The sequence below is a fragment of the Actinomycetospora lutea genome (genome assembly GCF_028737205.1).
Classification (GTDB): Bacteria; Actinomycetota; Actinomycetes; order Mycobacteriales; family Pseudonocardiaceae; genus Actinomycetospora; species Actinomycetospora lutea.
This window is the reverse complement of record NZ_JAQZAL010000070.1, coordinates 1-4902: the sequence shown is the minus strand read 5'-3', so window position 1 is coordinate 4902 and position 4902 is coordinate 1. Positions and strand designations below refer to the sequence as shown.

Genomic DNA, 4902 nt, shown 5'->3' with positions numbered 1-4902 from the left:
TGACCTCAAGATCTCAAAACTCAACCGTCAATGCAACTCAGAGACGGTCCACTAGTACGGGTGAGGGACACCGACGGTGATGTCGACACCGGCCTCGACGTGAAGCCGGGACAGATGCTGGAAGTAGCAGCTACGGGCACGATTGTTGCGCCCGAAATCCTTGCGGGCGATAGCGACGCTTCTGGCTGGAACCATATTGTTGATGATGCACGATTCGCATTGCATAGCGTCATCGATCCGCATGGGGCGCGGAAGTATGCCTTGCTAGGTCGACTCAATGGGTACTTCTTTGTCGGCAGCCATATGGGGCCGTGGCAGTTCAACTTCCCCCGGGAGCGTCGACTCTATCTACGCGTGAACAACGATGATCACCTTCGGGGCGCAGGTAAAGGCGCTTTTGATGTCAAGGTGACCATATGGGATAGGACGGAGGTCGAGCCGGGAGCCGTCCAAGTTGTCGACATCCTTCAAGGCGGCGAACTGACCGCCCTAGCATGGTTGGGCAGCCACTTCCTCAATGGCAGTTGGAACGAAGCGGAAGCTCTCATCCAACAAGGTGTCGGAATGCTTGGAGCAGTGGAGTACAACACATTGGGAGTGGACCAGGGCTCCATCGCTTCGCTCGTGCCGAAGATCACTGTTGCTCTCCAGAAGAGAGCCTTCTCTCGGCCACCGAGGTTCGCCGTCGCAGAGACATGGGCAGCTGAAAATGGCGCTAGCGCCGAAGCCGCTCGCAAGGCAGCAGCGGCCCTGGCGCAAACACTGGGAGCGCCGCCCATCGACTTGACTTCGGGAGGCCCCTCGCAGTCGACTCCCTACCCGGCGCGATTGTTCCTTATATCGTCGTGGACACAATGAGTTGCTCGGTACCCGCGACGCGCAGAGGCGGCGCTGGATGAAAGTAGAGTAGCGGAGCGGACTCGACAACGAGGGTGACGACGGTTCCGATTGGGACTTTCTCGCTGGCTTCCGGTGATTGCCCGGATACCACCGTTTCGCAGTGCAGCAGAAGTCGCAGCCGGTAGTTGGTGAAGTTGCGGAATCCGTGCCCGACCCGCTTCACCTTCTTGATCAGTAGGTTGATCGCCTCGGGGGTCCGGTGGACACGCCGGCGGCGGTGAAGCGGGCGAGCAGCTCCTCGCGCCAGGAGTCCAGGGTGCGGGCCAGGCGGTGCAGTTCGGGGACCTCGGAGTCGGCGCAGAACGCCAGCCACCGGGAGAAGGCCTGGGCGGCTCGCTGCGGGTCGCGGTGGCGGTAGAGCAGTCGCAGGTCCTGGGCGGCGATCCAGGCGGCGGCGACCTCACCATCGGGGTCACCGAGGTCATCGGGGTCACCGAGGTCGAGCCCGCGCAGCAGCCGGGTCCAGGACAGGTCGGAGTGGTGGTCGTGGCCGCGGCGCAGCACTCGTCGGATCCCGTAGAGCGGGTCGCCGGCGCGGCCGCGGTGCCCGAGGGTCTCCTGCTGCACGCGGCGGCGGACCTGGTCGACGGCGTCGAAGCCGAGCTTGATGACGTGGAAGGCGTCCAGGACGCGGACCGCGCCGGGCAGGTGGGTGCGCAGGGCGCTGGCGTAGCCGCGGAACGGGTCCAGCGCCGCGTTCTGAAGCCCTCCGCTGCGCGCACGCCCTCACCATCCGCGACGAACTCGCCCTCCGGTCTGGCTACAACCGGCTCGCGAGGCGCCTAGCCTAGTTGAACCACTTTCGAATCCACCGTCGCAGCGGTCCGCCGGGGAAGTACCAATGTGGCTTGATGGTCCAGTTCGGCTGGATCATGGTCGCCACCCATGGACCGACCTTGGTGACCAGGCCGGGCTGTCCGGGGTGGTCGGCCCGGAGGAAGCGCGAGAAGCTGCCCAGGATGCTGTCGAGCCGGCCATCGTCGGCGAACCGGCGGCGCAGCTCGCCGTCTGGCATTTCCATCATCTTGGAGAGCCGTTCGTTGATGTCCCCCGCTCCTTCTCGCACCCAGATACTGGCCTGGAGGTCCCGGATTTGCTGGGGCGTAGCGCGGAGGGCATTGGCGAGGGTGGCGGCGGCGTCGAGCCGACCCCAGGCCCAGTCCCAGTCCCGCCACTCCGGGTCACCGAAGGCGCCGAAGTGGCCCATCTGCGTCCCGTACAGCTTGTGCTGCGCTGCCTGGAAGGAGCCCGGCGCGAACTCGCTCGGTGTGTCGGGGCCGATCCTCAGGAGCTGGAACGGGGGCGGAGCGGGCCGGGTGCGGGGCGACACGGCCTGCATCACGATCTCTGTGGCCCGGACCGCCCGACGAACGTCAGCCATGTCGGCGGCGACGGTTGCGGCGTAGGCCTCGACTGCCTTCTGGATCAGCACAGAGCGGTCCCGGCGGCGAGTGTCCAGCTCGATTCCCGCCGCGCGGTCGAGGTCGGCGCCCGCGGCGCCCCCGGACGCGAGGCCGTCCTCCATCACCTCCCGCAGCGACACCAACGAAGCAAGGGCGTCGCTGATCACTCCCGCGTTGCCGGCCAGGTTCTCTGCCGGCGCCGCTCTGGCCAGTCGCTCGCGGAGGTCGGCCAACAGGAGCCTGACCATCCGTTCCGCGGCAGCGTGCCCGAGCTCGCCGAGATCCTCGGGTGGGTCGCCGCCCGTCCGCTTCCCTGGCGTGATCGACGCAGGAACGAGCGGCAGGGACCACCCGGTCCGGCTCCGGACTCGGTACACGAGTGCTGCGCGGTCGAGGAGTGGCTCGCTACCCGCATAGAAGGTGTACAGCGCGGCCTCCGCGGCGTAGAGCGCGTCTGTGATCTCCTGGTTGGCTTCGCTCAGGAGTGCCCGGATAATCTGGGCCGACGCCCCGCGTTGTGTAGCGCTGTCCCCGAGCACCCCGGCCAGCGACTCGATGTCACCCCGGAAGTCGCTCTCGGAGGGAAACCGAAACGCCGCGCCGAGGACCTTCGTCCACGCAGGCTGCCGGTCCGGGAGCTGCTGGTCCAACTGCTCGTCCGACAGGTCGTCGGGAGCCAGCTTGCCGTTCGATGGGACGATGTACGCGATGATGCGTTGTAGGTCGGATTCGACATGACGCTGCAGGATCTCGTCGAGGACGGGCCCGAAGGGCGAATTGTCCAGCACCCCGCCGTCAATCAGCCACGAGGCACCGTCACTCAGTCCCCGGGCCAGGGCCTGGAGCTCGGGGCCCTCGGGCACCGGCTCGAAGGCCACCGGGAACCCGGCAGATGCTCGGGCGGCATGGGACAGCGCGTCAAAGCTGGTCTCGAAGTCGCTGCCACCGTCGGGCCGCGTCGATCGGAAGCGGTAGACCCTGCGATGGTCGGCAGCGTCGAAGTGCTGATCGAAGGAGTCCCTGTAGCTGCGGTAGTGCTCCCCGAGCGCGGTACTGGTCACGAATAACGTCGTCGGCGCCGCACCCTCCGCGGCCGGGGACTGCCCGGCCCCCTGCTTGATGCGGTCGAGCGTCTCGCGGGCCTTCTGCGCGAAGTACTGCCCGTCGAGAATCGACGAGGTCCGATCGTTGGGCGGGAGCAGGTGCCCCGCCTCGATACGGGCGCTCTCGCGCCACATCTCCTTGAGCGACGGCAGGGAGGAGCTCAGCGCCTGGCTCGTGGCAAGCAGTGTGCCGTTCAGCCCGCCCGCGCTCGTACCCGCGATGATATCGATCTCAACCTTCGTGCCCGCACAGATTTTCTCCCACATCTCATAGTGGGGTAGGTCCTCCTCGGACACTCCCCCCGTCCGCCCGGTCGACGCCCGCGCGGCAATATCGAGCTCACGGGCGACGCCGCCCATCCAGACGGCGAGGCTGATGCCTCCGTTCATGACCAGTGCCAGACGTACCGTGCGCTCCGTCATCGCAGCCCCCTCGTTGCGGTCCGCCAACGATGACGCAGTGTCAGAAGCATGAGTACGTGTCTCACACGTCCGGCCTAGCAACCGTTCCACGTCTCCAGGCACGACGTTGAATGGAACTATGAAGCGCCACGCACGGGTGCGTCGCCACCTTGGTCCTGCACGACAGCCCGAGGACCTCGCAGTGCGGCTCACTGTCGTCACGCTGGTCGCGAACGAGCTGACTCAGCCTCTGGCGGCCCGCGGGTGACGGACCGCCAATCCAGCCAACGGGAAAGCGTCGACGCCTAGCAGCAACGCGCGAAGTGACGACATAGAACCGGGTTGTCGGATGATTGCTCCGCTAGGCGGGTAGCGAGTCCTGGCCCATCTCCGGCTCAAGGACGGAACCCGTTGTTCACTCGGTGCTGCCAGGCTGAGCCTGATCTCCGGCGGCGCTGCGGCCGCTGGTGCACTGGGTGCTCGAGGGGGCGGCTATGCGCGTGGCGACATGGAATCTGGAGAACGGCAATAACGTCGGGGCCTACTCGGCGGGTGTCGTTCAGGCGCCCGAAGTGGGAGACCCTTGCACAGCGGCAGCAAGCGGTAGCGGTTCTACGCCACATCTTGTCGACTTTCAGAGGCAAAGCGGCCGCGTCTCTGCCTTTGCGAGAATGAGGTCGTTCGTTGTCGCCACGCTGACGTTCGCCTTCATCACACTTCGTCAGCGAGCGCCATCACCGTCGGTGAGGTAGCCGTTCTTTCTTCGGCTCGACAAGCTCAAGCCAGAGCCGGACGGTTCGACAACGGGCACTAGTCGATGCCGTTCGCGAGGGAGCAGGGCGCTCCGAGCGCCGGGGGTTGAGGCAGAGCAGGCCAGCGGCTTGGAGGCGCGCTGCGCTACTCCGGCGAACAAGCCGCGAAGGCAATCTGGGCGTGAGCGATGGCGAGCCAGACTGCAAATCAAGGGGAACCCTGTGGAGTTGCGGGCTTATCAATAGCGCTCTCGGATCGCTCGATGAGCCCCGTTGCAAAACGCTCACTAAAGCGGCTCTTCCGGATTTAGAGTGCAAGAGATCCACAGTGCAGCAGCGACC

Annotated in this window: 3 protein-coding genes and 1 pseudogene; 1 reads left to right on the top strand and 3 read right to left on the bottom strand. The window is 65.9% G+C overall.

What is annotated here, in order from left to right:
- Positions 1-60: 60 nt before the first annotated feature.
- Complete coding sequence (locus PHK61_RS31510) at positions 61-858, top strand: hypothetical protein (RefSeq protein ID WP_274284990.1); 798 nt, start codon at positions 61-63, stop codon at positions 856-858.
- Here PHK61_RS31510 and PHK61_RS32235 read toward each other — a convergent pair.
- The 3 genes and pseudogenes from PHK61_RS32235 to PHK61_RS31500 form a co-directional block, all read right to left on the bottom strand.
- Positions 836-1063: a PASTA domain-containing protein gene (locus PHK61_RS32235; protein WP_420791475.1), complete on the bottom strand. Its 228-nt coding sequence runs from the start codon at positions 1061-1063 to the stop codon at positions 836-838. The two genes, PHK61_RS31510 and PHK61_RS32235, sit on opposite strands and share 23 nt — an antisense overlap.
- Positions 1064-1071: 8 nt before the next feature.
- Positions 1072-1596 (bottom strand): annotated as a pseudogene (locus PHK61_RS31505) (ISL3 family transposase); the annotation flags it as partial.
- Positions 1597-1687: 91 nt separating this feature from the next.
- Positions 1688-3829 carry a DUF3376 domain-containing protein gene (locus PHK61_RS31500; protein WP_274284989.1) on the bottom strand — a complete coding sequence of 714 codons (2142 nt, stop codon included), beginning with the start codon at positions 3827-3829 and terminating at the stop codon, positions 1688-1690.
- Positions 3830-4902: the final 1073 nt, after the last annotated feature.